The sequence below is a fragment of the Kosakonia sp. S42 genome (assembly GCF_016624785.1).
GTDB classification, from domain to species: domain Bacteria; phylum Pseudomonadota; class Gammaproteobacteria; order Enterobacterales; family Enterobacteriaceae; genus Kosakonia; species Kosakonia cowanii.
The window spans coordinates 227,067-252,925 of the sequence record NZ_JACVTW010000002.1 but is presented as its reverse complement, the minus strand read 5'-3'; the positions used below and the strand labels follow the sequence as shown (position 1 = coordinate 252,925).

Below are 25,859 nucleotides of genomic sequence, written 5' to 3'. Positions count from 1 at the left end.
GAGGCGCAGCCAGCATCAGCGGATTTACGCTGGCGTGTATATAATGCTCAGGGTATGGGCTTCAGAGGTCGCTATGTTATTTATTTTTCGTGTCATCATCATCGTAATCTACTCCATTCTTGTCTCGATATTCGGCTCGATTTACTGCCTGTTCAGTCCAAGAAACCCAAAACATGTTGCCACCTTCGGCCATCTTTTTGGTCGCCTTGCGCCAGTGTGCGGGCTGAAAGTGGAAAGACGCCTGCCGCCGGGCGCGGATAAGTTCGGCAACGCTATCTATATCGCTAACCACCAGAACAACTACGATATGGTCACCGCTTCCAGCATCGTGCTGCCGCCGACGGTTACCGTGGGTAAAAAGAGCCTGCTGTGGATCCCGTTTTTTGGGCAACTCTACTGGCTGACCGGCAACCTGCTGATTGACCGCGACAACCGCGCCAAAGCGCACGGCACCATCGCGCAGGTGGTGAAGCAGATCCAGAAACGTAACATCTCGGTCTGGATGTTCCCGGAAGGGACGCGCAGCCGTGGTCGCGGCCTGCTGCCATTTAAAACCGGTGCGTTCCACGCCGCGATTGCGGCCGGTGTGCCGATTATTCCGGTCTGCGTCTCCACCACCTCGAATAAAGTGAATCTTAACCGCCTGAAGAATGGGCTGGTGATTGTAGAAATGCTGCCGCCGGTGGATGTGACGCAGTTCGGTAAAGATCAGGTTCGCCAGTTAGCGACCCACTGCCGCGAACTGATGGCGGCAAAAATCGAAGAGCTCGATAAAGAAGTGGCAGAACGCGAAGCCGCCGGTCGGGTATAAACGTCAGTTGTGAGCAAACCCGGAGGCACCCAGCCTCTGGCGTATTAAGTCAGTGTTACTCGGAGCAAATATGTCACTCAGTCGGCGTCAGTTTCTTCAGGCTTCCGGCCTTGCGCTATGTACCAGCGCAGTGCCGCTGAGGGCGAATGCTGCCGGGCAGCAACCGCCGCTGCCCGTTCCGCCGCTGCTCGAATCGCGGCGCGGACAGCCGCTTTTTATGACGCTCCAGCGCGCGCACTGGTCCTTTGTTAAAGGCACCCGCGCGCCGGTTTCCGGCATCAACGGTCGCTATCTCGGGCCGACCATCCGCGTGTGGAATGGCGATGACGTAAAGCTGATTTACAGCAACCGGCTGACGGAAAGCGTGGCGATGACCGTGAGCGGCCTGCAGGTGCCAGGCCCGCTGATGGGCGGCGCAGCGCGCATGATGAGCGCCAGCAATGACTGGGCACCGGTGCTGCCAATTCGCCAGAGCGCCGCGACATTGTGGTATCACGCCAACACACCGAACCGCACCGCTGAGCAGGTCTATAGCGGCCTGGCGGGGATGTGGCTGGTGGAAGATGAGATCAGCAAAGCGCTGCCGATCCCCAACCACTACGGCGTGGATGACTTTCCGATCATCATTCAGGATAAGCGGCTGGATAACTTCGGTACGCCGGAGTACAGCGAGCCGGGCAGCGGCGGTTTTGTCGGCGATACCTTGATGGTCAACGGCGCGCAAAGCCCGTTTGTTGAAGTCTCCCGCGGCTGGGTGCGCCTGCGTCTGCTCAATGCCTCCAACTCCCGACGCTATCTGCTACAGATGAGCGACGGCCGCGCCCTGCATGTAATCGCCGGCGATCAGGGCTTTCTACCCGCGCCGGTGTCGGTCAAACAGTTGTCGCTGGCGCCCGGTGAGCGGCGCGAAGTGCTGGTCGATATGACCAACGGTGATGAAGTTTCGATTACCTGCGGCGAAGCGGCGGGGATCATGGATCGGCTGCGCGGCCTGTTTGAGCCGTCGAGCATTCTTATCTCCACGCTGGTGCTGACGTTGCGTCCTACCGGCCTGCTGCCGCTGGTGACGGATACCCTGCCGATGCGCCTGCTGCCTGCGGATCTGATGGCCGGCTCGCCGTCGCGCAGCCGGGACATGACCCTTGGTAGCGATCCGGGCATCAATGGCCAGCTGTGGGATCCACAGCGCATCGATGTGACCGCCCAGCAGGGCACCTGGGAGCGCTGGACGGTGCGCGCAGAGATGCCACAGTCGTTCCATATTGAAGGCGCAATGTTTATGCTGCGCAGCGTCAACGGCGCGCTGCCGTTCCCGGAAGATCGCGGCTGGAAAGATACCGTCTGGATCGACGGCCAGGTGGAACTGCTGGTGTGGTTTGGTCAACCTTCGTGGCCGCACTTCCCGTTCCAGTTCCAGAGCCAGACGCTGGAGATGGCCGATCGCGGCTCGGTCGGCCAGCTGCTGGTCAACCCCGCGCCGTAATTTCCTCCAACCCGGCGGCGCTCTGCCTGCCGGGTGCTGAAAAAACCTCCTTCTATTCCCACACAAAGAGGGCGTATAATCGCCGCCCTTTGACTCCCTTTTTACCTTTTCTGGAAGCACGATGAGCGCACTCTCCCTGATCCAGCCGGATCGCGATCTTTTCTCCTGGCCGCAGTACTGGGCGGCCTGCTTCGGCCCCGCGCCTTTTCTGCCGATGTCGCGCGAAGAGATGGATGAACTCGGCTGGGACAGCTGCGACATCATCCTCGTTACCGGCGACGCCTATGTCGATCACCCGAGCTTCGGCATGGCGATCTGCGGAAGAATGCTGGAAGCGCAGGGCTTTCGCGTCGGCATCATTGCCCAGCCGGACTGGAGCAGCAAAGCGGACTTTATGCGCCTCGGCAAACCGAACCTCTTTTTCGGCGTCACCGCCGGCAATATGGATTCGATGATCAACCGCTACACCGCCGATCGTAAGCTGCGCCATGACGATGCTTATACGCCGGATAACGTGGCCGGTAAGCGCCCGGATCGCGCGACGCTGGTTTATACCCAGCGCTGTAAAGAGGCGTGGAGAGAGGTGCCGGTGATCCTCGGCGGGATTGAGACCAGCCTGCGCCGCACCGCCCATTATGATTACTGGTCTGATACCGTGCGCCGCTCGGTGTTAGTCGATTCGAAGGCAGATATGCTGATGTTCGGCAACGGCGAGCGCCCGCTGGTGGAAGTCGCGCACCGCCTTGCCGCCGGTGAGCCGATAGGCCAAATCCGCGATGTGCGCAATACGGCGATTATGGTGAAAGAGGCGCTGCCTGGCTGGAGCGGGGTGGACTCCACCCGCCTCGATACGCCGGGGAAGATCGATCCGATCCCCCATCCGTACGGCGAAGATCTGCCCTGCGCCGATAACAAACCCGTTGAGCCGCAGGCCGCGAAACGCGTTACCGTGCAGCCGCCGCGCCCGAAGCCGTGGGAAAAGACCTACGTGCTGCTCCCCTCCTACGAGAAGGTGAAAGCGGACAAAGTGCTCTATGCCCATGCCTCGCGCATTTTGCACCACGAGACTAACCCCGGCTGTGCCCGCGCGCTGCTGCAAAAGCATGGCGATCGCTATATCTGGATCAACCCGCCAGCCATTCCGCTCTCCACCGAAGAGATGGACAGCGTCTTTGCGCTGCCTTACCAGCGCGTGCCGCACCCGGCCTATGGCGAGAGCCGTATTCCAGCCTACGACATGATCCGCTTCTCGATTAACATTATGCGCGGCTGTTTCGGCGGCTGCTCCTTCTGCTCCATCACCGAGCATGAAGGGCGCATTATTCAGAGCCGCTCTGAGGATTCGATCATCAATGAGATCGAAGCGATTCGCGACACGGTGCCCGGTTTTACCGGAGTGATCTCCGATCTGGGTGGGCCGACGGCCAATATGTATATGCTGCGCTGCACCTCGCCGCGCGCCGAGCAGACCTGCCGACGCCTCTCCTGTGTCTATCCGGAGATCTGCCCGCATATGGACACCAACCATCAGCCGACCATCGATCTCTACCGGCGTGCCCGCGATCTGCGCGGCATCAAGAAGATCCTGATCGCTTCCGGCGTGCGGTACGATCTGGCGGTGGAAGATCCGCGCTATGTCAAAGAGCTGGCGACGCACCACGTTGGCGGTTATCTGAAGATAGCGCCGGAACATACTGAAGCGGGGCCGCTGTCGAAGATGATGAAGCCGGGCATGGGCAGCTATGACCGCTTTAAGCAGCTTTTCGACACCTACTCGAAGCAGGCAGGGAAAGAGCAGTATCTGATCCCCTACTTTATCTCTGCGCACCCCGGCACGCGTGATGAGGATATGGTGAACCTGGCGCTGTGGCTGAAGCGCCACCGTTTCCGTCTCGATCAGGTGCAGAACTTCTACCCGTCGCCGCTGGCGAACTCGACAACGATGTATTACACCGGCAAAAACCCGCTGTCGAAGATCGATTACAAAAGTGAAGAGGTGGTGGTGCCGAGAGGGGAGAAGCAGCGCCGCCTGCATAAAGCGCTGCTGCGCTACCACGATCCGGCCAACTGGCCGCTGCTGCGCCAGGCGCTGGAAGCGATGGGGAAAAAGCACCTGATTGGCTCACGCCGCGAGTGCCTGGTGCCCGCGCCAACGGTGGAAGAGATGCGCGAAGCGCGCCGCCAGAGCCGCAGCGCGCGACCGGCATTAACCAAACATACGCCGATGGCGCAGCAGAGGAAAAAAGCGACGCGCTAAGGTGGGCCGGATGACCTTGTAGGCCGGATAAGGCGAAGCCGCCATCCGGCATCGGCGGTGAAAGTGCCGGATGGCGCTGGCGCTTATCCGGCCTACTTAATTACCGGTCTACACTCTTTTAACCGCCGAACTGATCCGGGTCCGGACCCAGGCGTTTGCCCTCATCCAGTTTGGCGATTTCGCTCAGTTCATCTTTATCAAGGCGGAAATCCCAGACATCGAAGTTCTCAACGATGCGCGCAGGGGTGACCGATTTCGGGATCACCACCAGACCGCTGTCGAGATGCCAGCGAATAACAATCTGCGCCGGAGTTTTGCCATATTTATCCGCCAGATCGCGAATGATTTTCTGATCGAAAACGCCTTCACCACCCTGTGCCAGCGGGCTCCAGGATTCAGTCTGGATCTTGTGCGTCGCGTTCCAGGCATGCAGCTGGCGCTGTTGCAGCAGCGGATGGAGTTCAATCTGGTTAATCACCGGAATGACGCTGGTTTCATCAATCAGCTTTTGCAGATGGTGGGTCTGGAAGTTACAGACGCCGATACTCTTAATCAGCCCCTGCTGTTGCAGCTCAATCATCCCTTTCCAGGCCTCGACATAGTGATCGATTGCCGGAACCGGCCAGTGCATCAGATAGAGATCGACATAGTCGAGCTGAAGCTTCTCCAGGCTCTCTTTAAAGGCCTCGGCCGGGCGTTTCTGATCGTCATTCCACAGTTTGGTGGTGATGAACAGCTCTTCACGCGGCACGCCCGCGCTGGCTAAGGCTTTACCAACACCCTCTTCGTTCTTGTAAGCCGCGGCGGTATCGATAGAGCGATAACCTACTTCCAGAGCTTTATGGATGGCGGTAACCACTTCCTCGTTGCTCGCTTTCCACACGCCAAGACCCAGTTGCGGCATCAGATTGCCGTCAGCGAGTTTAATCACCGTTGGATGTGTCATGCATTTCTCCTTTCGCTAGGCTTACCGGGACGCGCCCGGTAAGGTGGTTTGCATTAAGTGTGGTCGAAAAACCCAAAAACGAAAGCCGGGGTGGAGAAGCGCTTAGCGCGCGGCTTCGTAGATGCGGCGGCTCACATCCAGCGTAATATCCTGATGCTCGCCCAGCGCCGTCATGCCGTGCTCTTCCAGTTTAGCCAACAGCGCCGGAATGGAGCTGCCATCGAGGCCGTAGCCGGAAAGACGCGTCGGCACGCCCATACGCTCGAAGAAGTCGCGCGTGGCGGTAATTGCCGCATCAATGCGCTCATCGTCGCTGCCTTCGGTGATATTCCATACGCGTGCGGCGTATTGCAGCAGTTTTTCGCGTTTGGTGTCGCGCTTCTCATTCCACAGCGCAGGCAGTACCACTGCCAGCGTTTGTGCGTGATCCAGCCCGTGCATCGCCGTCAACTCATGGCCCAGCATATGGGTGGCCCAATCCTGCGGCACGCCCGCGCCAATCAGGCCATTCAGCGCCTGAGTTGCCGCCCACATGACGTTGGCACGCACGTTGTAGTTTTCCGGCTCCAGCAGCGCTTTCGGGCCATCTTCAACCAGCGTCAGCAGAATGCCTTCGGCGAAGCGATCCTGAATTTTGCCATCTACCGGATAAGTGACGTACTGCTCTACAGTATGGACAAAGGCGTCAACTACGCCATTCGCCACCTGACGCGGGGGCAGGGTGTAGGTGTAAACCGGATCGAGCACCGCAAAGACCGGCTGCACGAACGGAGAGTGGAACGCCTGCTTATCGCCGGTCGCTTTACGGGAAACCACCGCCCCGGCGTTGGATTCAGATCCGGTGGCCGGCAGCGTCAGCACGGAGCCCATCGGAATGGCGCTTTTGATCTCGCTCCCGCGGGTTTGCAGGATATGCCACGGATCGACGCCCTCGGCATAGTGGGCAGCGGCAGCGATAAATTTGGTGCCATCCAGCACCGAACCGCCGCCAACCGCCAGCAGGAAGGTGATCTTCTCATCGCGCACCAGCTGCACCGCTTTCATCAGCGTTTCGTAGGTCGGGTTCGGTTCGATACCGCTGAACTCGCGCACGTCCATGCCATCCAGCGCGCTATAAACCTGGTCAAGCACGCCGTTTTTCTTCACGCTGCCGCCGCCGTAAGTGATCAGCACGCGGGCGTTGTCAGGGAGTTGCGCGCGCAGTTCGGCAATCGCGCCTTTGCCAAAAAGAATGCGGGTTGGGGTATGCAGATTAAAGTTATTCATTGCTCGTTCCCTTCTGATGAGGTGAAAAAATCTGAGGCGGCAGGCCGCCCGATGCCGATCATTGTGGGCGCGGGGCTGCGCAGGCTCAATGCACATTCCTGCCGATGTCTTGCCTGTTTCTCTATCCGGCTGGAGAAATGTCACAAAAGTTTGCACACTAGAACCGTTGAAACTGGCCGCCGGAGTGGCAAACCATGAACCGTGAAGCGATCTGCCTGCATCTGACTGAAAAAGTTAAGAGATTGAAAAATAATGAAAATAGATTGAGCGCGCTGCTGCCGGACATCCGTCTGCTCTACGGTACGCAGCCCGGCACCCGGACGCCGGTGATGTACCAGCCGGGGATCGTGTTTCTCTTTTCCGGCCATAAAATCGGGTACATCAACGAGCGCGTCTTTCGCTATGACACCAACGAATATCTGCTGTTAACGGTGCCGCTGCCGTTTGAGTGCGAAACCTTTGCCACGCCGGAAGTGCCGCTGGCGGGTATTCGTCTTAATGTCGACATTTTGCAGTTGCAGGAGCTGCTGATGGATATTGGCGAAGATGAGCATTTTCGCCCGGAGAACGCCGCCAGCGGCATTAACTCGGCGGTGTTATCAGAGGAGATCCTCTGCGCGGCGGAGCGCCTGCTGGATGTGATGGAGCGCCCGCTGGATGCGCGCATTCTGGGCAAACAGATTATCCGCGAGATGCTCTACCACGTGCTGACCGGGCCGCGCGGCGGTGCGCTGCTGGCGCTGGTGAGCCGCCAGACCCACTTCAGCCTGATTAGCCGCGTCTTAAAGCGCATTGAGAGCCAGTACACCGAAAACCTCAGCGTCGACCAGTTAGCGGCGGAAGCAAACATGAGCGTCTCAGCGTTTCACCATAACTTCAAATCGGTGACCAGCACCTCGCCGCTGCAATACCTGAAAACCTACCGGCTGCATAAAGCGCGGATGCTGATGGTGCACGATGGCATGAAAGCGAGCGCGGCGGCGATGCGTGTCGGCTATGAGAGCCCATCGCAGTTCAGCCGCGAATTTAAGCGTTACTTCGGCGTGACGCCGGGGGAGGATTTGGCGCGAATTCGCACCATGCAGGGGGCATAACGGAGGCCCTCTTCGCGCGAAGAGGGCGGTAACTCAGGCGTTGCTGAACTTCTTCTTTAGCACCACGGTGACGGCGCCAATCAGGCCCACCACCAGCAGGAACAGCGGCAGCACCATTAAAAAGGTCATCACCTGATCTTCGTGGCGCTTCACAAATGGGATCATGCTAATGGCGTAACCAAGCGAGATCACCACGCCGACCCACAGCAGCGCGCTCAGCCAGTTGAAGAGCTGAAAACGGCGGTTCGACAGGCCAGAGATACCAGCCATGGTCGGCAGCAGGGTGCGGATAAAGGCCAGAAAACGCCCGGCCAGCAGTGCCAGCAGGCCGTGACGGTCAAACATGCAGGTGGCGCGCTCGTGATACTTCACCGGCAGCTGTGCCAGCCAGCTTTTCACAATACGCGTATTGCCCAGCCAGCGCCCCTGAACATAGCTCAGCCAGCAGCCGAGGCTGGCGGCGGAGGTGAGGATCAGCAGCGTTGAGACAAAGTCCATGCAGCCGCGCGCAATCAGCGCCCCGGCGAGCAGCAGTAAGCTGTCGCCCGGTAAAAACGAGGCAGGAAGCAGGCCGTTCTCTAAAAAGAGCGTGGCAAACATCACGAGATAAACAACGCCGACAACGTGTGGATCGGCCAGCGCAGCAAAGTCGTGATGCCAGAGCGCAGCAATAATATCTTGAATAACAGCCATGGGCTTTCCTGTGGAACCGCGTAGAGGAGGCTATTGTACTCCACTTCGCCAAAAAGACCTCGATCCGGGGCGCAACAAAGGGAGAATAATCTTACTTTTTGCCCCGTTAATCATGGTTTACACGATGCGCTGAAAGCCTGCCACTAAATCACCGATAAGATCATCAACGTTTTCTAAACCAATGTGCAATCGGATCAGCGTGCCGTCGAAGTCGACACGCCCTTCCGGGCGAATAGCGGCGATGTGCTCAGGCTGGTTGGCGAGGATCAGCGATTCAAAGCCGCCCCATGAATAGGCCATGCTGAAGAGCGAGAAATTATCGAGATAGTTGGCCAACTCTTCATTGTTTAAACGCTTGTTGAGCACAAAGGAGAAGAGGCCGCTGCTGCCGCTAAAATCCCGCTTCCAGTACTCATGCCCTTTACTGCCCGGCAGCGCCGGATGATTGACCTGTGCCACCTGCGGATGCGCCGCCAGCCACTCGGCGATCTTCAGGCTGCTTTCGTGATGCTGGCGTAAACGCACCCCCAGCGTGCGCAGGCCGCGGCTGGTCATATAGGCGGTATCCGCATCCAGCATCTGCCCCATCAGATAGGCGTTTTCCCGCAACTGCTCCCAACAGCGGGCGTTTGCTACGGCAGTGCCAACCATCGCATCGGAGTGACCAATCAGATATTTGGTGCCCGCCTGAATGGAGATATCGATATCAAAATCCAGCGCCTTAAACAGCACGCCCGCCGCCCAAGTGTTGTCGAGCATAATGATGGCCTCCGGCGCGACGCTGCGCACCGCCTGCACAATAGCGGGAACATCATGCACTTCCATGGTGATGGAGCCGGGCGATTCGAGGAACACCACTCTGGTATTGGGTTGCGCCAGTTGCACGATGCTTGAGCCAATCATTGGATCAAACCAACTGGTGGTAACGCCCAGTTTAGCGAGGATTTTGGTGCTGAAATCTTGCGTCGGTTCGTAGGCGGTATTGGTCATCAATACATGATCGCCCTGTTCGACAAAGGCCAGGATGGTGTTTGCCACCGCCGCCGCGCCGCAGGGGAAGAGCGCGCAACCGGCACCGCCCTCCAGTTCGCACATTGCCTCTTGCAGCGAGAAGTGGGTCAGCGTCCCACGGCGTCCATAGAAAAGCTCGCCGTTGGCGCGGTTGCGCGTGGCGTGCTTTTTCGCTTCCACCGTTTCAAACACCAGGGAGGAGGCGCGCTGAATCACTGTATTCACCGAACCCTGAGTATACTTTTTGCTCCGCCCGGCGTTTACCAGCGCGGTATCAAGATGTTTCGCCGTCATGTCTGCTCAACCTGTTTTTATACGTCTGGATGTCCAGACTACCATGATTGCGAAATGATGCATCAGAGGCGGTGAATTTTTCTATAAAACCAGCAGACGCGCCCGTTTACTGCGTCAACGCAAGGAAATAGCTGGTTGTGTTGTGCACTATGTAAATACTAATGAGAACTACTATCAATTCGACGACTTTTTGCTATTATGGCGCAGTGTTTTTTGTGATTTGCGTCCCGGAGAAACAGAGTGGGTAATAATTTGATGCAGACGGATCTTTCCGTATGGGGTATGTATCAGCACGCCGATATCGTGGTGAAAATCGTGATGATCGGTCTGATTCTGGCGTCAGTCGTCACCTGGGCGCTTTTCTTCAGTAAAAGCGTTGAGATCCTCGGGCAAAAGCGCCGTCTTAAGCGTGAACAGCAGCAGTTGGCCGATGCCCGCTCGCTGGATCAGGCGACTGAGATTGCCTCGACATTTCACGCCCGCAGCCTGAGCGCGATGTTGATCAACGAAGCGCAGAATGAGCTGGAGCTCTCCGCAGGCAGCGAAGATAACGAAGGCATTAAAGAGCGCACCGGTTTCCGCCTTGAGCGACGCGTAGCGGCAACGGGCCGTCATATGGGTCGCGGCAACGGTTTCCTCGCCACCATCGGCGCGATTTCACCCTTTATCGGTCTGTTTGGTACTGTCTGGGGCATCATGAATAGCTTTATCGGCATCGCGCAGACGCAAACCACGAACCTCGCGGTTGTCGCGCCGGGCATCGCTGAAGCGCTGCTGGCAACGGCTATTGGCCTGGTCGCCGCTATCCCGGCGGTCGTGATCTACAACATCTTTGCGCGCATGATCGGTAACTACAAAGCCAACCTCGGCGATGTTGCCGCGCAGGTGCTGCTGCTGCAAAGCCGCGATCTGGATCTGGCCGCCAGCAACGCGCAGCCGGTTCGTACCACCCAGAAATTACGCGTAGGTTGATTGGCTATGGCAATGCGTCTTAATGAAAACCTCGACGATAATGGCGAAATGCACGAAATCAACGTCACGCCGTTTATCGACGTGATGCTGGTGCTGCTGATTATCTTTATGGTGGCAGCGCCGCTTGCTACCGTTGACGTTAAGGTCAATCTGCCTGCCTCTTCCAGCCAGCCGCAGCCGCGCCCGGAAAAACCGATCTACCTCTCCGTTAAGGCAGATAACAGCATGTTTATCGGCAACGATCCGGTAACGGAAGAGACGATGATCAACCAGCTTAACGCGGTGACCGAAGGCAAAAAAGATACCACCATCTTCTTCCGCGCTGATAAGACCGTCGATTACGAGACGATGATGAAAGTGATGGACAGCCTGCACCAGGCGGGCTATCTGAAGATTGGTCTGGTAGGGGAAGAGGTCGCGAAAGCGAAGTAACCCACAAATAAGATAGAAAAAAGCTGGCCGGAGCCAGCTTTTTTTATGCCTGCTTAACTCAGGTGCTCACCACCCGTCACGCCATGCACTTCAGCGGTGACATAGCTCGACTCCTGGCTTGCCAGATAGACATAAACAGGTGCCAGCTCGGCGGGCTGACCGGCGCGTTTAAGCGGCGTCTGCTGGCCAAACTCCGGCAGTTTCTCCTGCGGCTGACCGCCGGAAATCTGCAGCGCGGTCCAGATTGGCCCCGGCGCAACACTGTTCACGCGAATGCCTTTCTCCGCGACCTGTTTCGCCAGCCCACGGGTGTAGTTGAGAATAGCCGCTTTGGTTGAGGCGTAATCAAGCAGATGTGTGCTTGGCTGATAAGCCTGAATTGACGAGGTAGTAATAATGCTACCCCCGCGCGGCATCAGCGGAATCGCCTCCTGGGTGATCCAGAAGAGCGCGAAAACGTTGACCTTATAGGTATAGATAAACTGCTCGCTGCTGAGGTCTGCAATATCCTCAATCGCGGTTTGCGTACCCGCCACCAGCGTCAGCACATCCAGGCCGCCAAGCTGCTCTTTCGCTGTGTGCGGTAAGGAGCGGGCAAATTCTTCATCGCTCAAATCGCCCGGGATCAGCACGGCTTTACGCCCGGCTGCTTCAATCTGCTCTTTCACCTGCTGCGCATCTTCCTCTTCGGCAGGAAGATAGTTGATAGCGACATCTGCGCCTTCGCGGGCATAGGCAATCGCCGCTGCGCGACCAATACCGGAGTCGCCACCGGTCACTAACGCTTTACGATCTTTCAGCCGCCCGCTGCCGACATAGCTCTTTTCACCGCAATCGGGAACCGGTTCCATTTTCGCCTGCACGCCGGGGAAGGGCTGCTTCTGCTTAGGATATTCACCGGTGTAGTACTGGGTGGTCGGATCCTGGATTTTTGTCTGGTCAGTTGCCATTAAGTATCCTCCATATCGGTTGCTTAGACCTTAAGGATAGAAGTTCACGCTGACTTCGCAGGCAAATTCAGGATTTTCTTTATCGCAGAGGGTTACTTCCTTTTTTGCTGCTCGCTTTGGCAGGCTTTTCTTTCACCGCTACCGCTACCGCCACCGCCTGAACCGTCGAGGTGCGGTATATGCCTTCGCTCAGTTTGCGGCTCCAGCGCAGTGTCGCGCTTTCGCGGCTGACCAGGTGCTGATAGTTAGCCTCCAGTCGGCCCATGATCTTTTCGCGCAGCTCAGGGTGCTGCTCGATAATGGCGGCAATGGCTGCACCGTAAATCTCCTCTTTCACCTGCAGGGGATAGATTTCACGACGGTTTTGCCACTTCAACCGCACCAGTGCCGCCGGAATAGAGACTAAATCCTGGGCAATGCGTTGAATCGTCTCGTTTTTACTCTGCACCAGCGCATCGATATTTTGCTTTAAGATAAATTCGTCGCTTTTGCTTTCGCTGTAATTGATATAGACGTTATTATTTTCAATTTCAGCCACGTTATTCATCCCCAAGTTTATAAAAGATTGGCTCATCTTTTTCGCGGGTAATCAGATTAAGCCAAATCTCATTACCAGCGTCGTTAATAGTTTGCGTCTTATCGGAAATTATTTTGCTCAGAGTCTGAGCATCAATCTCACCTTCGGCTTGCAAATCATTAAGTAAACGCGCAAAGGTTTCAATTTTCACGACGCGGAACAAGCGCTCTTTAATATGGCGATCGTGCTCTTCAAGCAGCATATTACGTGATTGGCCGCTGCGGCTGGCGTTGGCTAATATATTTTGCGCATGCTCAGAAAGTGGGCCAATATCCTGAGGAAAATCAGGCTCTTTTCCCTCTGGTGCTGCCCCGGTTTCAACGGCAGAAAGATGAAAGCGTGCCGGGACAAGGTTCTCGGGAAGCATTTCTATTATCCTTTACTATTTAACAGGGGAGAGAATATTAAGGGGCGAGGTTCGTTGACAATATCATGAGGCAATTTTAAAATCAAAAAAAAGGAGTCTACCGATGGACAGTATTTTGTATTCTGTTATTACTTTATTGCTGCTAACGGGCGGCGTTTTATTATTGATGCATGAGTACAATAAAAAGACTCCCCTTAGTGAAATTAATGAGCAAGCACCGCAGTTAACGCCGCTGTCAAAAGAAGAGGGCGAAGATCATTTTTCGACGTTAATGAACGCGATTACCCCGGAGTGGTACTGGCGCGTTAACCATGAATATATCGATTTTTTGCAAGCAACGATTAAGCGCATGAAGATGGCGGAGATAAATAACACGCCCGGTTTATTTGAAGCGCAGCGTCGTTGCAGCGATCTCAATTCCGCCGTGTATAAGTATTACGACAACATTAAAAAACGCTGCGTCAATGGCGAAAAAGTCTCGCCGAGCGATCTGGATGTGCTCAACCTGCGCCAGTGTTTCCATGAGTTCAGCACCGAAGCTTACCCTGCGCTGGTTGTGCTGATTTGGCCGGAGAACCAGCGTCCGTGGGTTAACCCTGCCGAGGTGTAGTTAAGTCAGCCGGAGTGTTGCAAAAGGCTGACGGTGTCAGGCTATACTGAGCGCCGGTTTAGCTATCTGACGAGACACTACGGAACATGGAACGCTTTCTGGAAAACGCAATGTACGCTTCGCGCTGGTTGCTCGCCCCGGTCTACTTTGGCCTCTCTCTTGCTCTCCTGGCGCTGGCCATCAAATTCTTCCAGGAGATTATTCACGTTATCCCTAACATCTTCTCGCTGGCAGAAGCGGATCTGATCCTCACGCTGCTGTCGCTGGTGGATATGACGCTGGTCGGCGGCCTGCTGGTGATGGTGATGTTCTCCGGCTATGAAAATTTTGTTTCGCAGCTCGATATCGGCCCGCACAAAGAGAAGCTGAGCTGGCTGGGGAAAATGGATGCCACCTCGTTAAAAAACAAAGTGGCGGCGTCGATTGTCGCCATCTCGTCGATTCACCTGCTGCGCGTCTTTATGGATGCGAGGAACGTGCCGGATAACAAACTGATGTGGTACGTGATTATCCACCTGACGTTTGTGCTCTCCGCGTTTGTGATGGGCTATCTGGATCGTTTAACCCGCGGCAAGCATTGATTTTTAGTGGAGTCTGGGCCGGATAAGCGCAGCGCCCTCCGGCAAACTGCGCCTCCGGCACGTCACTTCTATTTATCCGATGACGCCTGCCACAGGTTCAGCTCCCCGTCGGCCACATGCTTATCAATTTGCGCCAGCTCATCGGCGCTAAAGCTCAGGTTGTTTAACGCCTGCACATTCTCCTCCAGCTGCTCCGGGCGGCTGGCACCAATCAATACCGATGTCACCCGGCTATCTTTTAACAGCCAGCTTAACGCCATTTGCGCCATTGTCTGCCCACGGCGTTCGGCCATCTCATTAAGCAGCCGCAGGCTGGCGAGATTGCTCTCGGTCAGCATCTTCTCCGTCAGGCCGCGCACTTTTTTGCCTTCGCGCTGCATGCGCGACCCTTCGGGAATACCGTTGAGATATTTGCCCGTCAGTAGACCCTGCGCCAGTGGCGTAAAGGCGATACAGCCGACGCCGTTCTCATCAAGCGCGTCTAAAAGCCCGGTGTTATCGACCCAGCGATTGAGGATGTTGTAGGAGGGTTGATGGATAAGCAGCGGCACTTTCCACTCGCGCAGTAACGCGGCCATCTGCTGCGTACGCTCTGTTGAATAGGAGGAGATGCCAACGTAGAGCGCTTTGCCACTCTGCACCGCCTGCGCGAGCGCAGCAGCGGTCTCCTCCATCGGTGTCTTCTCATCCACGCGGTGGGAATAGAAGATATCGACATAGTCGACGCCCAGACGTTTTAGGCTCTGATCGAGGCTGGCGAGCAGATATTTGCGCGAGCCGCCGGAGCCGTACGGGCCTGGCCACATATCGTAGCCCGCTTTGGTGGAGATAATCAGTTCATCACGGTAGGGAGCAAAATCGTCGCGCAGCAGGCGACCAAAATTCTCCTCCGCGCTGCCGGCGGGCGGGCCGTAGTTATTGGCTAAATCGAAGTGGGTTATTCCCAGATCGAACGCTTTACGCAACAGCGCGCGCTGCGCATCCAGTGCGTTGACGTGACCAAAGTTGTGCCACAAACCGAGCGACAGGGCGGGCAGTTGCAGACCGCTCTTGCCGCAGTAACGATACTGCATCTCTTCATAACGCTGAGGGTTGGCGAAGCCGGGCATGATCTCTCCTCTCGTATCTGACGGTGCCTGATGGTTTTGAAACGACGTTTCTATATTACGTGCGATCCCCTGTCAGCAAAAGCTCCGCTGAGCGGAAGGCAAACAGAGGCCACAAATAATGTTCTGAGTGAGCCTTACACTGCTGCTTAATTCTCTTCATGCGTGGCTTAAATCTACGAAAATTCCTAGAGAGCGAGGGTAAAAAGCCGCAACCCTTTTTCCTGTCAGCATCGCCAAAAGGCGGTGAAATATAAGAATAAGCGATGGTATTGCGCGTCATAAAAATGCTCTTAGCATCGCGGCGGTGAGCCCGCGTGACGGCAGGGCGCATGGTTATTAGGTTTGTACGTTGAGAGCGGCGCGTAAAGCCTTGCGGGCAGGGTTATCAAATAAGCGCCTTAAAACGCATTGTTATTAATTATTGAGTGCTTTTATGAAGCGGGTTAAATAAATTAAATTCGGCGGGAGTTGTTTGGTTTTCGTTATTAATAATTTTATAAAATTATGGGCTTTAATATTTAAAGCAAACAAGGCTTTATTTCCATACCGATAAATTCAAAACCTGCCAGTAATCCCCTTTATTCTTGTTTTTCATTTTATTCCTTATTAATCAATGAGTTATATTTTTTATGTAAGTGCGTTTGCGCAACAAAAACTTAGCAGAATAACCATTTAACAGGTGACAAAATGTGTGATAGCCATAAAAAAAGCAGGCCTCTTTTTTACATAAATATTTTAAACCGACCATACAACTTCCCAAACGCGTGCCGATAAAAGTGATAACTCTCGCCCGCAGGCGAGGGGCTACCTTCACCGCAAGGATTAAAATTATGAATATGCTTCGTAACTTCACTATACGCGCCGTGTTGCTGGTGATCCTCGGGATCTTCGGCGTGCTGTGGTCTGGCGTCGGTCTGTATAGCGTTTCTTCTTTGTCAAAAGTTGCCGACGGTAATGAAGTCGACCGCCAGCTGGTAACGCAAATGACGCTTCTGAGCCAGGGCAATGATCAATACTTTCGCTTTGTGACACGGCTGAGCCGCGTGATGGAGGCCAAAGCGGCGGGGGGAACGCCGGACATGGCACCCGCGCAGCAGGCGCTGGATAACATGGCAAAACGCCTTGCCGACTTCAAAGCCGTTTCGCCAGGGCCGATGGATCCGAAAGTATCCGAACAGGTGATCGCTGGCTGGCAGGCGCTGCTGGAGCAGGGCGTCAACCCGCAGATGCAGCTGGCGCAGCAGGGCTCACCGGAAGCCTACCGTGCGCAGGCCAATAACGTTACGCCTGGTCTGAGCCGCAACTTTGGCGTCGCGACCGAGAGCTTCAATAAAGCCGCTGGCGTGATGCTGGATGAGACCCGCGTCATGGTCGATCACCAGACCAGCACCACCCGCGCAGCGATCATCGTTGCAATGGTGCTGGGCCTGCTGATCCTGCTGTTTACGGATCGCTACCTGGTGACCATGCTGGTCAAACCGCTGAACCGTATTCGCGCGCACTTCAAACTGATGGCGCAGGGCGATCTCAGCCAGCCGCTGGAAGATATGGGCCGCAACTGCGTAGGCCAGGTGATCCCACTGCTGTTAGCGATGCAGGATAGCCTGCGTGAAGCGGTAAGCAGTATCCGCCACGGCAGTGAAAACATCTGGCGCGGCGCAACCGAGATCTCCACCGGCAATAACGACCTCTCCTCGCGTACCGAAGAGCAGGCCGCCGCGCTGGAAGAGACCGCCGCTAGCATGGAAGAGTTAACCGCCACGGTGAAACTGAACGCCGATAACGCCAGCCAGGCGAGCGAGCTGGCGGAAGTCGCCTCGGTCACCGCCAGCAAAGGCGGCGCGCTGGTGAAAGAGGTGATCACCACGATGGATGGTATCTCCGGCAGTTCGAAGAAGATTGCCGAAATCACCACCGTGATTAACAGCATCGCTTTCCAGACCAATATTCTCGCCCTTAACGCGGCGGTAGAAGCGGCGCGTGCCGGTGAACAGGGCCGGGGTTTTGCGGTGGTGGCCGGCGAAGTGCGTAACCTCGCCAGCCGCAGCGCGGGCGCGGCAAAAGAGATTGAAACCCTGATTGCCGACTCCGTCTCGCGCGTTGAGAAAGGGGCGAAGCTGGTTAACGACACCGGTACCACGATGGAAGGCATCCTGCGCGCCGTGCGTGAAGTGACCACCATTATGAAAGAGATTGCCGCCGCCTCTGCCGAGCAGAGCAAAGGGATCTCACAGGTGGGCGTCGCTATCACGCAGATGGACAACGTTACCCAACAGAACGCCTCGCTGGTTGAGCAGGTGTCGGCTGCCGCCGCTGCGCTGGAGCGTCAGACCGAAGAGTTGCAGCGTTCCGTGCAGCAGTTCCGTTTGACCAGTGAAGAGGAGCATAAACCCACCGCTGCCAAACTGGTGAAACCCGATATGAGCCGTGGCACTGGCCGCAAACCCGGCGCATCGTCCGATGAGTGGGTCGCGTTCTAATCCCGTAACAGCGCGCCTCAGGGATGGGGCGCGTCGGTGATCATCTGCGTCACCAGCGAAAGGTTACCGATGCTGGCTTCGCTGGCACGGTAAAACTTGCTCTTATCAATCAGTAACAGTGACTGCTGCGCCCGGCGCAGCAGTGCCGATTTAAACGCCGCGTTATGGCGTGTGGAATCCCACATCTCACCGTTGCCATCAATCCCCTCGCAGGAAAAGATAAACAGATCGATCTCCAGCGATTTAAGCAGGCTGGCGAGTGCCGGATTGACGTAGCAGCGCTCACCGCGCGCCAGCCGACCGCCGGAACAGATAAGCTCGCTGTGCTGGCGACGGGCCATCACTTCGCATACCGGCAAACTGTTGGTAAACACTGTCAGCGGAATATCCGGAAGTTGTCGCGCCAGGTGAAAGCAGGTTGAGCTGGCATCCAGCGCCAGCGTCATGCCGGCTTCCACCCAGTTCAGCGCATGACGAGCGATATCGGCTTTATCCGCATAGTGGCTTTTTAGGCGAGCGCGAAAGGGTTCACTGCCATCCGCCAGCGTGCGTGCGCGACCGTGTCGGCGAATGATTTTGCCCTCCATCTGCAGGGCGTTGAGATCGCGGCGAATGGTCTCCACGCTGACGGCAAGCTCAGCGGCGAGCGCGGCGGTAGTGACCGACTGCTGGCTCTTCAGAAGCTGCACAATCGCCTGCTGGCGTGCCGTCTTTATCATTCCCTTACGCGCCGCGTTTATCTTCGGTTTGCGTATCGAAGTCGCTGGCGTCGTGACGCTCATGCAGTTGTTCATTCGCCGGGCCGAAGGTGCGGTTAACCATGCGGCCGCGCTTCACTGCCGGACGTTCAGCGATCGCTTTCGCCCAGCGCTGGACGTTTTTGTAGCTGCCCGCGTCAAGGAACTCCGCCGCATCATAGACATTGCCCAGCACCACGTTGCCGTACCATGGCCAGATCGCCATATCGGCAATGGTGTACTCATCGCCTGCGACAAACTGATGTTCCGCCAGCTGCTTATCCAGCACGTCGAGCTGGCGCTTGGCCTCCATGGTGAAGCGGTTGATAGCGTATTCGATCTTCACTGGCGCATAGCTGTAGAAGTGACCAAAGCCGCCGCCGAGGAACGGCGCGGAGCCCTGCAACCAGAAGAGCCAGTTCAGCGTTTCGGTGCGTGCGGCGAGATCGCGCGGCAGGAAGTGACCAAACTTCTCTGCCAGATAGAGCAGGATGTTGCCCGACTCAAACACGCGGGTCGGCGGGGTGGTGCTGTGGTCGCGCAGCGCCGGGATTTTCGAGTTCGGGTTCACCTCGACGAAACCGCTGGAGAATTGATCTCCTTCACCGATGCGGATCAGCCACGCGTCATACTCCGCTTCAGAGACGCCTTTCGCCAGCAGCTCTTCGAGCATAATCGTCACTTTCTGGCCGTTTGGCGTACCGAGGGAGTAGAGCTGCAACGGATGTTTGCCCGTCGGCAGCGCCTTTTCATGGGTGGCACCGGAAACCGGGCGGTTGATATTGGCAAACGCGCCGCCGCCGGATTGATCCCATGTCCACACCTTCGGGGGTTGATAGTTATCTGACATAGCGTTTCCCTCTCTGTGATGTTTGATGTTGTCGGGCTACATGCCTTGCAGTGTAGCAGTCGCCTTTCGCGAGGATACACCACAATCCGGGCGGAAAAGAGTGGTCGTTATTGTGGTTATCGGCCGCGCTATCTTTCACTGGTTGTCTGCAAAAGTTTTATTTAAATGCACTGACTTAAAATCGATTTATTATTATTTCGTCTCTTTAAGTTAAATTCTTATTGTATTAAATAAGTCTTTTCTTATTTTTAAAATGTCTATAATTAAGCTACTGTTACCATTATTTCTTATTAATTTGTTTTCTCAGGCTGACGATAAACGTTATAGGGATATTTTTTTCGACTCACCCTGGAGGAGTCATCAGCTAATTATCTGTTAACTACACGCGGAGAGAATTATGCAAGAAATTCAGGCTATTCAGGCAAGCCCTCCGCTTGCCAACACACACGAGCACGCCACCCATAAAGCGGCGATGACCACCTCTACAGAGAATGTCAAAGAGGCTCACACCTATCAGGATGAGAGCATAAAAGTGACCCTTTCCAGCAAAGCGGAGAGCCATAAAGAGAGCAAAGAGGTAAAAGCCGAAGAGCCGGTACGTCAAAAGAAAAGAGCGGAAAATCAAGAGATTGATTATGCCCTTGAGATGTCCGGTATTCCCCAATTCGGCGGGCGACTGGTCACCGTAGTAAAATATCCCGATGGGCGAACCGAAATGGTTGATGCCTTTACCGGGAGGAAAGTGACGCAGGAGCAGTTAGCGCGTGCCCAGGAGCTTGAGGCACTTAACAAAACGGCTCAGCAGAGCAAAATAAAACAGGCGCAGCAGGTTGCACCCGGCGAATCTACCCCGACGGATATGCAATAACGCTTCGCCGTTTTAATTAATATATTTTATATTCTCAGTGAGTTAATTAAGAAATAACTCAAAAAAATTATTCTATTTGGCTTAAGGTAAGGCAAGCAAGATTGATTATAAGCAGGCATTCGGCTGAGAATTACTGCCGCCTGTTTTCCAGGCGGCAGTAGATATCAGAAAAGAACCGAATAATTTACGCCGAATGTCCGACCACGTCCTTTGTAGGTATATAACCCCGGCGCGCCATAGGTTGGGCTATATAATCCCGGCGCACGCTGACCCCAGGCGGTGGTGTACTCCTCATCCAGCAGGTTTTCCACACTAAAGCTCACTTTGCCCACCGGCAGGGCATAACTGCCGAGCATATCAATCGTGTTATAGCCATCGATGCGCTTACCGTCGGCATCGGAGAGATCGAAGGTCTGCGTGCTCTGCAGGCGCAGCGTCCAGTCGCCCGGCGCCCAGTTGATCCACGCGCTCACTTTCGACGGGCTGGCGCTGTCGATGGTTAGTTTCTCCCACTTACCGTTAACCTGCGTCTCGGATTTGATGGCGTTAAAGTTAGCGCCGGTGCTCCATTCGCTGTCGGTAAAGAAGTAATCCACCTGGCCTTCGACGCCATAAATGCGGCGCTTACCCTCATCAACAATGATAGACATGTCGCTTTTGTTGATCTTGATAGTCTTATCAGAGAGTGAATAGTAGCCTGCAATCTGCGTGCGCAGGTTATCGCCGGTGTAGCGCCAGCCCAGTTCGTAGGCGTTAACTTTTACGCCATCCAGCTTCAACTCGTTCATGTTGACGCTGTTCAGCAGGCGGTAGTGACCATCAACTAACTGATAGGTGCCCGCGCCGTAATACTTAGCAGGGTCAGGGATCTCAAAGCCCTGCGAGAAGTTGAACCACAGCTGCTGGCGGTCGCTCAGATGACCGAGGATTCCGGCGTTAAACAGCAGATTGTTGTAATCCGTTTTCCCGCCTGGTACAGCATCAGCTGAAGTGGCTCTGCCGCTGGCAATCGCCTGCTGCTGGGAATAACCGACAAAATCGTCGATGCGGTTTTCCATGTACTGGTAACGCACGCCGCCGCTCAGGGTGATGGCGTCAATGTCGTAGCTGCTTTGCAGGAACGGCGCGATATTGGTGATGCTGTAGCCCGGATAGCGCTCAACCTTGAAGGCTTTATCGAGCTGCATTCCCCCGCTGGCGGCGGCGCTGTTCAGGTTGAAAAACTGCTGGTTGGCGTCGAAGTTTTCATGTTCAGCATCGATCCCCCAGGTCAGCGTCAGGGCATCAACCGGTTTGCTGTTGATGGTCAGCTTGCCGCCATAAAAGTCGGTCTTCTGCTGCGAAGCACCGATGCTGGTGACCCGGCCGCTGGCGAGGGTCGGGAAGGGGTAAAACGCCAGGCTCTCGTCGCGGTAGTAGATCTGCGCCACCACATCCTGGCCCCAGAAATCGGTGTTTGAGTATTGCAGATTAATCAGGTGGCGCTCGCTGCCCGGAATCCGGTCGGCATCCAGGTTGCCTTTGTTGTAGGCCGTGGCGGAGCCGGTGACTGCCGAGAAGTTTTCGCCCAGAAAGAGGCCATGTTTGCCGTCAGACTCGCTTTTATAGTACTGAGTGGTGAGTTGCAGCTGCTGGTGCTCATCAATGTTGAGCGTGCCGGTGCCCATCACGTCCAGCCGGTCAGAGTATTGCAGGCCGGTCTGGGTGTTATCGATGATCACCTCATCGCCTTTGCCGTCATACCAGCCGCCGTAGCGCTGATAAGCCACCGACAGCCGCCCGGAGGCTTTATCATTACCACCGCTCACCGAGGCCGCAACGTTGTCATCATGATCGTTACGGCTGTTAAAACCGCTTTTGGTGCCGGTCTGGAACTCCACTTCCGTCTCCGGCTGCCCCTTTTTAGTGACGATATTGATCAGGCCGCCGGTGCTGCCGCCGCCATAGAGCGAGGTCGCGCCGGAGATAATCTCAATGCGCGCGATATTAAAGGGATCGATCGAATCGAGCTGGCGGCTGTCGGTGCGCGATGAGTTGAGGCGCACGCCGTCGACCATCACCATCATTGAGCGCCCGCGCATATTCATGCCGTAGTTGGTGCGCCCCTGGCTGCTGACATCCATCCCCGGAATAAGCTGCGCCAGCACCTCTTTTAACTCTTTACCACCCTGAACCTGCTGTTCGATTTCAGCCTGCTCAATGACCCAGGTGGTTTGCGCCATATCGGCGACGCTGTGATTGGCACGGCTGGCGGCCACCACCAGCGTCTCCTCTTTTGCGTCTTGTGCCGCGGCCTGCGCGGATAACATCATCAACAAACAGGGGTTAATAGCCCAAAGGTAATGATTTTTCATTCTTATAACGTTCCTGATTATGCAGGTGAAGACGACCTTAACCGGTCGGAGTAAACACCGCTCTCAAGTTGAGAGTAATTATCAAGATGATATGAATTATCGTTACCAAGTAAACAACTTGTGTAAAAAAATTATGCCTAAGCTTGTGATTTAACTACCAATTTTAAGAGGTTGTTTCTTTGTGGAATTAATGACGTGCGCGAAGAGACCGGCGCGAACGGTAATGTCGCCCGGTATTATGTGTGCTCTAAGATTTAATTACAGGAGTAAACGCGGGGCATAAAAGCGTATTTGCAGGTTTATCAGCGCCTGTTTTTGTTATTTTTTTCTTTAAAATCCGCAATCGCCTGGTTGATGTTTTCTGTAGCGAAGGTGTCAACTTTTTCACCGTCCAAAAAGACTTCGTAATGTCCGGAAACATATTTAAAGGTAAACATCTTATCCTGGTAGCGAAGACGTTTTTCCTTTACTGATAAGCCCCTGATGCGCATAGCGACGCGGGCCATCGTGTCTATCTTTTTATTTTTCATGATTATTTTACTTACCGTTGCAGGTTGAGTCCGCGTTCAAATATTAAAACCACGTCGGGCAATGTTAATTTTTTACCCACTCAAAGGGAAGCAAAGGTTGCCAGAAAAGCACTCCTGAGGCCAGGTAAAATAGCTTCTTATGATTTAAGGCGTTTTTAGTCAATTAATCAACCTGCTGCCATATATAGCTGCCTTCAGAAACAACCTATACCAGCGGAAATAATTTCTCTTTTTTACCGTGATAATAGTTTTGATTCTCGTTTGAGTAATGGGCGTCATAAGTTTGAGTTTGATCTCAAAACAGCGTTTTAAAATTCGCAAAGGCATTTTACTGGCCTATGCTCTCGTAAAAAAATAAAAGCATTACAGCCCGTTAAGCCGACTCTCCTTACTGACTTTGGACAGAGACCGCTATTTGCCAGTAGCAGATCCCGATGGAACCGGCGCGCAGCGCTGGCAACGCGTCATACCTGGCAGATCTGCGCCCTGGCTGCATGAACTGCCTTTGCCCAAAAAACGACCAAGGAGAGAACAATGAAAACTCTGCACTGCTCCGCACTGCTGCTGATCTGCCTGAGCGCCAGCGCGCAGGCCGCCGAGTGGAACGCCGTGGTATCGCCGACGCCGCAGGCTGGTGAATTTTCCACTATCGGCCAGGCGCTCAACGCCGCGCCTCAGAGCGGCACGCCGTGGCGCATTCTGATTAAAGAGGGGCGCTGGCATGAGCGGCTGGTAATTGAAAAGCCCGTCACGCTGATCGGGGAATCGACGGCGGGCACGGTGATTGAGGCCAATACCCCCGCAGGGGCGCTAGATGAACAGGGGCAGAAGCTCGGCACCGGGCGCACCAGCATGGTAGAGATCCGCGCCAGCGGCGTGACGCTGGAGAACCTCACTATTCGTAATACTTTTGATTTCCCTGCCAATGCCGCACTGCCGGAAGGCGACGCGAAGAAGCTGAAAGATACCCAGGCGGTGGCGCTGATGGTGGCGGAAGGGGCAGACAGAGCGCGCTTTCGTCACGTTCGCCTTGAGGGTTACCAGGATACTTTTTACAGCAAGCAGGGCAGCCGCAGCTACTTCACCGACTGCGCCATCAGCGGCCACGTCGATTTTATCTTTGGCCCCGGTATCGCGGTGTTCGATCGCTGCGAAATCATTGCCCGCAACCGTGATGACACCGCCCCGCCATACGGTTACCTCACCGCGCCTGCCACCCAGGCCGGTGAGCGGTTTGGCCTGTTTATTATCAACAGTAAGCTGAGCAAAGAGCCGGGCGTGCCGGCGAAAAGCTTTGCGCTGGGCCGCCCGTGGCACCCGACCACCCAGTTTAGCGACGGGCGCTATGCCGACCCGAACGCCATTGGCCTGGCGGCGATTATCAATAGCGAGATTGATGACCATATCTACGGCTGGGACAAGATGTCCGGCAAAGATAAGCACGGCGATAAAATTTGGTTTTACCCACAGGACAGCCGTTTTTATGAGGCCAATAACCGTGGGCCAGGCGCCGGGCAGGGCGGTGAGCACTATCAGCTCAGCGAGGCAGACGCCGCGCAGTATAACGTGGCAGCCATTTTCGACGGCTGGGAGAGCACCTTTCTGCAATAAGCGACTTGCCCCCATTTTGGGGGCCTTTATTTAGCTTTGCTGAATAAATAATTTCATCTGTTACCGTGAGTTTTCATTTTTATCGCGCTTTTGTCTTTTATTAATATGATCCTTTCGGAGTATAAAAAGTAGCACGAAATAGGTTTGTAGAGATTTATCTTATCAACTTTTAATAACATTTATAAAAAATAGTCGATATTTCATAAAACGGGTATATGATATGCAACATATGCTTTTCCCCCTCCCGGCGACAACCGTTGCTGAGATAAAAGAGGATGAAATATGCAACGCATTACCATACCCGCGAATTATGTCCACACCCGCACCACGCCCTTCTGGACAAAAGAGACCGCGCCGGCCTCCATCTGGAAACGCCATCTTGACGCCGGAACGCGTCAGGGTGTTTACCCGCGTTTAAGCGTGCAGCGCGGCGCGATCCGCTATTACGGCTATGCCGATGAGACCAGCCCGCAGCCGGTGGAAACCCTGACCATCCACGCCGGTGAGTTCGGCGTCTTCCCGCCTGAAAAATGGCACAACATTGAGGCGCTCAGTGACGACACGGTATTCAGCGTCGATTTCTATGTTGATCCCCAAATTCTGATTGAAGGTTGAGGTAGCAATTATGGATACAGAAAACAGAGGTTATTCACTCTCGGTTTCCCATCGGGAAAGCGGTAAAACAGAGCAGAAAGTTTATTTAAAGCCGATGTCGCTCTACCTGCCTGATATTGCGAACCAGGCCGTTTCTGAACTGGTTGCGAAATTAAATTTCCCTCTCGATAAAGACGGGGAATATGCGCTGACTGTCACCAATAATAATAATGGCGTCTCGGTCGATAAAGATTTTACCCGCCTCAGCGAGCTGACCGATCCCCTTATTGCCGCCGACGCGGTAAAAGATCTGATTAATATCGTCCGCGGCTACGAATCGGATGAAGAGACCAACGTGTGCGGCTGGTAACCGGAGGCTAAC

At 55.1% G+C, this 25,859-nt stretch carries 25 protein-coding genes; 13 read left to right on the top strand and 12 right to left on the bottom strand.

Annotation, left to right across the window (positions count from 1 at the left end; translation table 11 throughout):
• Positions 1-73: 73 nt before the first annotated feature.
• The 3 genes from IAE50_RS04550 (at position 74) to IAE50_RS04540 (ending at position 4,551) form a co-directional block, all read left to right on the top strand.
• Positions 74-811 carry a 1-acylglycerol-3-phosphate O-acyltransferase gene (locus IAE50_RS04550; protein ID WP_128482093.1) on the top strand — a complete coding sequence of 246 codons (738 nt, stop codon included), beginning with the start codon at positions 74-76 and terminating at the stop codon, positions 809-811.
• A gap of 70 nt (positions 812-881) precedes the next feature.
• Positions 882-2,294, top strand: coding sequence for a cell division protein FtsP (ftsP, locus tag IAE50_RS04545; RefSeq protein WP_042718004.1), 1,413 nt, complete (start codon positions 882-884; stop codon positions 2,292-2,294).
• Positions 2,295-2,415: 121 nt separating this feature from the next.
• Positions 2,416-4,551, top strand: a complete 2,136-nt coding sequence (locus tag IAE50_RS04540) for a YgiQ family radical SAM protein (protein WP_200579698.1) — start codon at positions 2,416-2,418, stop codon at positions 4,549-4,551.
• Positions 4,552-4,669: 118 nt separating this feature from the next.
• Here IAE50_RS04540 and dkgA read toward each other — a convergent pair whose 3' ends face one another.
• On the bottom strand, positions 4,670-5,497 hold the full coding sequence (dkgA, locus tag IAE50_RS04535) for a 2,5-didehydrogluconate reductase DkgA (RefSeq protein WP_042718007.1): 828 nt from the start codon (positions 5,495-5,497) through the stop codon (positions 4,670-4,672).
• 102 nt (positions 5,498-5,599) lie between these two features.
• Positions 5,600-6,763 carry an alcohol dehydrogenase gene (gene yqhD, locus IAE50_RS04530; RefSeq protein WP_200579697.1) on the bottom strand — a complete coding sequence of 388 codons (1,164 nt, stop codon included), beginning with the start codon at positions 6,761-6,763 and terminating at the stop codon, positions 5,600-5,602.
• Between the two features lie 194 nt (positions 6,764-6,957).
• On the opposite strand from yqhD, the gene IAE50_RS04525 reads away from it, so the two are divergent.
• Positions 6,958-7,857 (top strand): AraC family transcriptional regulator, encoded by a 900-nt coding sequence (locus tag IAE50_RS04525; RefSeq protein ID WP_023480896.1) that lies wholly within the window; start codon positions 6,958-6,960, stop codon positions 7,855-7,857.
• Between the two features lie 33 nt (positions 7,858-7,890).
• On the opposite strand, the gene IAE50_RS04520 is transcribed toward IAE50_RS04525, so the two are convergent.
• On the bottom strand, positions 7,891-8,550 hold the full coding sequence (locus tag IAE50_RS04520) for a DedA family protein (protein ID WP_042718012.1): 660 nt from the start codon (positions 8,548-8,550) through the stop codon (positions 7,891-7,893).
• A gap of 117 nt (positions 8,551-8,667) precedes the next feature.
• On the bottom strand, positions 8,668-9,855 hold the full coding sequence (metC, locus tag IAE50_RS04515) for a cystathionine beta-lyase (protein ID WP_200579696.1): 1,188 nt from the start codon (positions 9,853-9,855) through the stop codon (positions 8,668-8,670).
• Between the two features lie 240 nt (positions 9,856-10,095).
• On the opposite strand from metC, the gene exbB reads away from it, so the two are divergent.
• Both exbB and exbD read left to right on the top strand, forming a co-directional pair.
• On the top strand, positions 10,096-10,827 hold the full coding sequence (exbB, locus tag IAE50_RS04510) for a tol-pal system-associated acyl-CoA thioesterase (protein WP_023480942.1): 732 nt from the start codon (positions 10,096-10,098) through the stop codon (positions 10,825-10,827).
• A gap of 6 nt (positions 10,828-10,833) precedes the next feature.
• The gene (gene exbD, locus IAE50_RS04505; protein ID WP_042718016.1) at positions 10,834-11,259 is read left to right on the top strand and encodes a TonB system transport protein ExbD; all 426 of its coding nucleotides are present in this window, start codon (positions 10,834-10,836) and stop codon (positions 11,257-11,259) included.
• 53 nt (positions 11,260-11,312) lie between these two features.
• Here exbD and IAE50_RS04500 read toward each other — a convergent pair whose 3' ends face one another.
• The 3 genes from IAE50_RS04500 to IAE50_RS04490 form a co-directional block, all read right to left on the bottom strand.
• On the bottom strand, positions 11,313-12,209 hold the full coding sequence (locus tag IAE50_RS04500; protein WP_200579695.1) for an SDR family oxidoreductase: 897 nt from the start codon (positions 12,207-12,209) through the stop codon (positions 11,313-11,315).
• A gap of 79 nt (positions 12,210-12,288) precedes the next feature.
• The gene (locus IAE50_RS04495; protein ID WP_234467101.1) at positions 12,289-12,756 is read right to left on the bottom strand and encodes a cytoplasmic protein; all 468 of its coding nucleotides are present in this window, start codon (positions 12,754-12,756) and stop codon (positions 12,289-12,291) included.
• Positions 12,749-13,153 (bottom strand): hypothetical protein, encoded by a 405-nt coding sequence (locus IAE50_RS04490; protein WP_094422107.1) that lies wholly within the window; start codon positions 13,151-13,153, stop codon positions 12,749-12,751. The genes IAE50_RS04495 and IAE50_RS04490 overlap by 8 nt, the downstream gene beginning before the upstream one ends.
• Before the next feature lie 103 nt (positions 13,154-13,256).
• Here IAE50_RS04490 and IAE50_RS04485 point away from each other — a divergent pair, with 103 nt between their 5' ends.
• Entirely contained in the window at positions 13,257-13,763 is a 507-nt protein-coding gene (locus IAE50_RS04485; RefSeq protein ID WP_042718021.1) for an ESA_00282 family adhesion-associated protein, read from the top strand.
• Positions 13,764-13,849: 86 nt separating this feature from the next.
• Positions 13,850-14,344: a TIGR00645 family protein gene (locus tag IAE50_RS04480; RefSeq protein WP_023480998.1), complete on the top strand. Its 495-nt coding sequence runs from the start codon at positions 13,850-13,852 to the stop codon at positions 14,342-14,344.
• 68 nt (positions 14,345-14,412) lie between these two features.
• Here IAE50_RS04480 and IAE50_RS04475 read toward each other — a convergent pair whose 3' ends face one another.
• The gene (locus IAE50_RS04475; protein ID WP_200579693.1) at positions 14,413-15,453 is read right to left on the bottom strand and encodes an aldo/keto reductase; all 1,041 of its coding nucleotides are present in this window, start codon (positions 15,451-15,453) and stop codon (positions 14,413-14,415) included.
• Between the two features lie 830 nt (positions 15,454-16,283).
• On the opposite strand from IAE50_RS04475, the gene IAE50_RS04470 reads away from it, so the two are divergent.
• On the top strand, positions 16,284-17,933 hold the full coding sequence (locus tag IAE50_RS04470) for a methyl-accepting chemotaxis protein (protein WP_200579692.1): 1,650 nt from the start codon (positions 16,284-16,286) through the stop codon (positions 17,931-17,933).
• Between the two features lie 17 nt (positions 17,934-17,950).
• Here IAE50_RS04470 and fucR read toward each other — a convergent pair whose 3' ends face one another.
• Both fucR and yghU read right to left on the bottom strand, forming a co-directional pair.
• Complete coding sequence (gene fucR / locus IAE50_RS04465; protein WP_200579773.1) at positions 17,951-18,649, bottom strand: L-fucose operon activator; 699 nt, start codon at positions 18,647-18,649, stop codon at positions 17,951-17,953.
• A gap of 7 nt (positions 18,650-18,656) precedes the next feature.
• Positions 18,657-19,520, bottom strand: coding sequence for a glutathione-dependent disulfide-bond oxidoreductase (gene yghU, locus IAE50_RS04460; RefSeq protein ID WP_054803388.1), 864 nt, complete (start codon positions 19,518-19,520; stop codon positions 18,657-18,659).
• A gap of 397 nt (positions 19,521-19,917) precedes the next feature.
• Here yghU and IAE50_RS04455 point away from each other — a divergent pair, with 397 nt between their 5' ends.
• Entirely contained in the window at positions 19,918-20,388 is a 471-nt protein-coding gene (locus IAE50_RS04455) for a hypothetical protein (RefSeq protein ID WP_200579691.1), read from the top strand.
• 164 nt (positions 20,389-20,552) lie between these two features.
• Here IAE50_RS04455 and IAE50_RS04450 read toward each other — a convergent pair whose 3' ends face one another.
• Both IAE50_RS04450 and IAE50_RS04445 read right to left on the bottom strand, forming a co-directional pair.
• Positions 20,553-22,742, bottom strand: a complete 2,190-nt coding sequence (locus tag IAE50_RS04450) for a TonB-dependent siderophore receptor (RefSeq protein WP_200579690.1) — start codon at positions 22,740-22,742, stop codon at positions 20,553-20,555.
• A gap of 302 nt (positions 22,743-23,044) precedes the next feature.
• Entirely contained in the window at positions 23,045-23,272 is a 228-nt protein-coding gene (locus tag IAE50_RS04445; protein WP_042718032.1) for a hypothetical protein, read from the bottom strand.
• Positions 23,273-23,806: 534 nt separating this feature from the next.
• Here IAE50_RS04445 and IAE50_RS04440 point away from each other — a divergent pair.
• The 3 genes from IAE50_RS04440 (at position 23,807) to IAE50_RS04430 (ending at position 25,847) form a co-directional block, all read left to right on the top strand.
• On the top strand, positions 23,807-24,883 hold the full coding sequence (locus IAE50_RS04440; RefSeq protein ID WP_200579689.1) for a pectinesterase family protein: 1,077 nt from the start codon (positions 23,807-23,809) through the stop codon (positions 24,881-24,883).
• A gap of 282 nt (positions 24,884-25,165) precedes the next feature.
• A complete protein-coding gene (locus IAE50_RS04435) occupies positions 25,166-25,498 on the top strand; it encodes a DUF1971 domain-containing protein (RefSeq protein WP_094422095.1) in 333 nt (110 codons plus the stop codon).
• 10 nt (positions 25,499-25,508) lie between these two features.
• Positions 25,509-25,847 (top strand): DUF1869 domain-containing protein, encoded by a 339-nt coding sequence (locus IAE50_RS04430; protein WP_200579688.1) that lies wholly within the window; start codon positions 25,509-25,511, stop codon positions 25,845-25,847.
• Positions 25,848-25,859 lie beyond the last annotated feature (12 nt).

Excerpts from the sequence above, each read along its gene's own strand:
- IAE50_RS04500 (WP_200579695.1), bottom strand. The coding sequence starts at position 12,209 with ATGGCAACTGACCAGACAAAAATCCAGGATCCGACCACCCAGTACTAC.
- IAE50_RS04440 (WP_200579689.1), top strand. The coding sequence starts at position 23,807 with ATGAAAACTCTGCACTGCTCCGCACTGCTGCTGATCTGCCTGAGCGCC.
- IAE50_RS04480 (WP_023480998.1), top strand. The coding sequence starts at position 13,850 with ATGGAACGCTTTCTGGAAAACGCAATGTACGCTTCGCGCTGGTTGCTC.
- IAE50_RS04550 (WP_128482093.1), top strand. The coding sequence starts at position 74 with ATGTTATTTATTTTTCGTGTCATCATCATCGTAATCTACTCCATTCTT.
- yqhD (WP_200579697.1), bottom strand. The coding sequence starts at position 6,763 with ATGAATAACTTTAATCTGCATACCCCAACCCGCATTCTTTTTGGCAAA.
- IAE50_RS04450 (WP_200579690.1), bottom strand. The coding sequence starts at position 22,742 with ATGAAAAATCATTACCTTTGGGCTATTAACCCCTGTTTGTTGATGATG.
- IAE50_RS04430 (WP_200579688.1), top strand. The coding sequence starts at position 25,509 with ATGGATACAGAAAACAGAGGTTATTCACTCTCGGTTTCCCATCGGGAA.
- IAE50_RS04525 (WP_023480896.1), top strand. The coding sequence starts at position 6,958 with ATGAACCGTGAAGCGATCTGCCTGCATCTGACTGAAAAAGTTAAGAGA.
- IAE50_RS04435 (WP_094422095.1), top strand. The coding sequence starts at position 25,166 with ATGCAACGCATTACCATACCCGCGAATTATGTCCACACCCGCACCACG.
- IAE50_RS04520 (WP_042718012.1), bottom strand. The coding sequence starts at position 8,550 with ATGGCTGTTATTCAAGATATTATTGCTGCGCTCTGGCATCACGACTTT.
- IAE50_RS04490 (WP_094422107.1), bottom strand. The coding sequence starts at position 13,153 with ATGCTTCCCGAGAACCTTGTCCCGGCACGCTTTCATCTTTCTGCCGTT.
- IAE50_RS04455 (WP_200579691.1), top strand. The coding sequence starts at position 19,918 with ATGCAAGAAATTCAGGCTATTCAGGCAAGCCCTCCGCTTGCCAACACA.
- IAE50_RS04470 (WP_200579692.1), top strand. The coding sequence starts at position 16,284 with ATGAATATGCTTCGTAACTTCACTATACGCGCCGTGTTGCTGGTGATC.
- exbD (WP_042718016.1), top strand. The coding sequence starts at position 10,834 with ATGGCAATGCGTCTTAATGAAAACCTCGACGATAATGGCGAAATGCAC.
- IAE50_RS04475 (WP_200579693.1), bottom strand. The coding sequence starts at position 15,453 with ATGCCCGGCTTCGCCAACCCTCAGCGTTATGAAGAGATGCAGTATCGT.
- IAE50_RS04445 (WP_042718032.1), bottom strand. The coding sequence starts at position 23,272 with ATGAAAAATAAAAAGATAGACACGATGGCCCGCGTCGCTATGCGCATC.
- ftsP (WP_042718004.1), top strand. The coding sequence starts at position 882 with ATGTCACTCAGTCGGCGTCAGTTTCTTCAGGCTTCCGGCCTTGCGCTA.
- IAE50_RS04495 (WP_234467101.1), bottom strand. The coding sequence starts at position 12,756 with ATGAATAACGTGGCTGAAATTGAAAATAATAACGTCTATATCAATTAC.
- metC (WP_200579696.1), bottom strand. The coding sequence starts at position 9,855 with ATGACGGCGAAACATCTTGATACCGCGCTGGTAAACGCCGGGCGGAGC.
- dkgA (WP_042718007.1), bottom strand. The coding sequence starts at position 5,497 with ATGACACATCCAACGGTGATTAAACTCGCTGACGGCAATCTGATGCCG.
- IAE50_RS04540 (WP_200579698.1), top strand. The coding sequence starts at position 2,416 with ATGAGCGCACTCTCCCTGATCCAGCCGGATCGCGATCTTTTCTCCTGG.
- yghU (WP_054803388.1), bottom strand. The coding sequence starts at position 19,520 with ATGTCAGATAACTATCAACCCCCGAAGGTGTGGACATGGGATCAATCC.
- IAE50_RS04485 (WP_042718021.1), top strand. The coding sequence starts at position 13,257 with ATGGACAGTATTTTGTATTCTGTTATTACTTTATTGCTGCTAACGGGC.